The organism is Pseudomonas sp. NPDC087598 (assembly GCF_044743525.1).
Lineage (GTDB): Bacteria > Pseudomonadota > Gammaproteobacteria > Pseudomonadales > Pseudomonadaceae > Aquipseudomonas.
In genome coordinates this window covers 10,730-13,451 of record NZ_JBIUWQ010000089.1, presented here as the reverse complement: position 1 = coordinate 13,451, position 2,722 = coordinate 10,730, and the positions used below count along the sequence as shown (strand labels likewise).

Here is a 2,722-nt window from a genome sequence, read left to right as displayed (position 1 = left end):
AAAAACCCTAGAAGTCTGCGTTAAAGCGGTACGAGCCGCCGGGGAAAGCGAAGGAAGGCCGAAGCCCCCGATCACCTGCATTAATCACAGTGCACCTTTCAAAAAAACCGCCGCGTTGGGACAGACCGGCAGATGAAACACCGGTACGTTGCTCGCTACACATTTTTTGGAATCGCCCAGCAAAGACTGCTTGGTAATCGGCAACTCCTGCAATTCAGGCGAATCCACAGAAGTTGTATCAAGAAGGGAGCGTAGTCTACCGGAATGCCCCTTTCATCTCAAACCTTGATCTTCGTCTATTGGCTGCCAATGCAATTTCCAGCCTTCCTGCGCATTGCCATCAAGGCCCGGCAGGTTCGCCACCGCGAGCAATTCTTCGCCGCGAAACAGCAGCGGCAATCTGCCACGCACGAAGCCTGGCACCGCACGCTCGTTGAGCAGGCGCTTGAGGTCGCGATGACCCCGTTCGGCCAGATGCATCACTTCGCCGCCCTGCCGATAGGCAATGCGCAGCGGCCCGCCAGGAGTCTGACCGCTGAACATGACTCGCCCGTTATCGGGCAAGCGTAGCGCTGAGGTCGGGGCCTGCCACTCGCAGCCGATCATCGGCGGGCACAACCAATCGCCGCTGAGCCACCACAATCGGCCGGCGCTGCGGTGCAGTTCACCATCGGCCAGACGCCACACAGGTGAAGCACTCTGGGCGGCGTCGCAAAGATTTGTCCAACCCGACCAATGGTCAGTGTCGGGCAGGCGCGTGAGTGGTTCGAGCCAATGACTCAACGCATTGCGCTGACGGGCCGCCGACAACTCTGCCAGCGGCGCCAGTTCCAGCGAGGGCAGACCCAGCCATGCGAATTCATCCGGGGTTTGCGCCTGAGCCAGATCCATCTGTGCCAACTCATCGAGCAGGCCTTGCGCTTCGCGCAGATGCGCAGCGCTGCGGGCCATGCTGGCCTGTGCTTGCGGCCAGCGTTCAGTCAGCAGCGGGATGACTTGCTGGCGCAGATAATTGCGCGAGAACTGCGAGTCCTGATTCGACGGGTCTTCGATCCAGCGCAGTTGATGGGCCAGCGCATAAGTTTCCAATTCGGCCCGAGTGATATCGAGCAAGGGTCGGACAAGAACCCCCTGCCCCAGCGGTCGCTCACCCGGCATGCCTGACAAACCTCTAACTCCGGCACCGCGCAACAGACGAAACATCAGCGTTTCAGCCTGATCGTCACGGTGCTGCCCGGTCAGCAGCACGTCATTGGCTCGAGTCAACGAACTGAACAGCGCATAACGCGCATCCCGCGCTGCCCGCTCCAGACTCGCTCCGAGCTTCACTGTCACTCGCTCGATCCGCAACGGCACACCCAGCGCATCGCAGACGGACTGGCAATGTTGCGGCCACGCATCAGCCGCAGCCTGAAGGCCGTGATGGACATGGATGGCACTGAGCGTCGGGAGGGATTCGGTTTTGGCGAGTTGAGCAAGCAGATGCAGGAGGACGGTGGAATCGAGCCCACCGGAAAACGCGATGCGCCAATGAGCAGCGTTGCGCCACGGCTCAAGATTCAGCAGAAGCCGGGAAGGCAAATCAATCATGGACTGCTCCATATCTATCTCTTTGCCCCAAACAAATGTAGGAGTGAGCCTGCTCGCGATAGCGGTGTAACAGCCAACACATTGGTTGAATGTTACGCCCTCATCGCGAGCAGGCTCACTCCTACAGGGGTATTGCTGTCGGCTTAGAGACCGTAGCTCATCAGTCGATCGTAACGGCGCTTCAACAGCGCTTCGTTGTCGAACTTCTTCAGCATCGCCAGTTGCGAGCTCAGCTCGGCACGGATCGATGCAGCCGCAGCGGCCGGATCACGGTGTGCGCCGCCCAGAGGCTCGCCAATCACCTTGTCGACGATACCCAGGCCTTTCAGACGCTCAGCAGTGATGCCCATCGCTTCAGCGGCATCCGGCGCTTTTTCGGCGGTTTTCCACAGAATCGATGCGCAACCTTCCGGCGAAATAACCGCGTAGGTCGAATATTGCAGCATGTTCAACTGATCGCAGACACCAATCGCCAATGCACCGCCGGAACCACCTTCACCGATCACGGTGGCGATGATCGGGGTCTTCAGGCGCGACATCACACGCAGGTTCCAGGCGATGGCTTCGCTCTGGTTGCGCTCTTCAGCGTCGATCCCAGGATAGGCGCCCGGGGTGTCGATGAAGGTCAGAATCGGCATTTTGAAACGCTCAGCCATCTCCATCAGACGGCAAGCCTTGCGGTAGCCTTCAGGACGCGGCATGCCGAAGTTGCGGCGAACTTTCTCGCGCACTTCACGGCCCTTCTGATGGCCGATGATCATCACTGGCTGGTCGTCCAGGCGGGCGATACCGCCAACGATGGCAGCGTCGTCGGAGAAGTGGCGGTCGCCGTGCAATTCGTCGAACTCGGTAAAGATGTGTTCGATGTAGTCCAGGGTGTAAGGACGTTTCGGGTGACGCGCCAAGCGTGCGATCTGCCAGCTGGTCAGCTTGCCGAAGATGTCCTCGGTCAGCGTTTTGCTCTTGTCTTGCAGGCGGGAGATCTCATCGCCGATATTCAGCGAATTGTCATTACCGACCAAGCGCAACTCTTCGATCTTGGCTTGCAGGTCGGCGATCGGCTGTTCGTTATATAGTAATTTCTGTTTTATTTTCTTCAGTCTTTGTTGGTGTTCTATTTTTGCTTTTGATT

The 2,722-nt window shown here is 58.6% G+C and carries 2 protein-coding genes; both read right to left on the bottom strand.

Translation table 11 applies throughout. The features are described 5' to 3' along the window. Window positions 1-273 precede the first annotated feature (273 nt). Complete coding sequence (gene tilS, locus ACIOWE_RS28445) at window positions 274-1,602, bottom strand: tRNA lysidine(34) synthetase TilS (RefSeq protein WP_401398207.1); 1,329 nt, start codon at window positions 1,600-1,602, stop codon at window positions 274-276. 131 nt (window positions 1,603-1,733) lie between these two features. Next, the gene (locus ACIOWE_RS28440) at window positions 1,734-2,681 is read right to left on the bottom strand and encodes an acetyl-CoA carboxylase carboxyltransferase subunit alpha (protein WP_401398211.1); all 948 of its coding nucleotides are present in this window, start codon (window positions 2,679-2,681) and stop codon (window positions 1,734-1,736) included. Window positions 2,682-2,722: the final 41 nt, after the last annotated feature.

Excerpts from the sequence above, each read along its gene's own strand:
- tilS (WP_401398207.1), bottom strand. The coding sequence starts at position 1,602 with ATGGAGCAGTCCATGATTGATTTGCCTTCCCGGCTTCTGCTGAATCTT.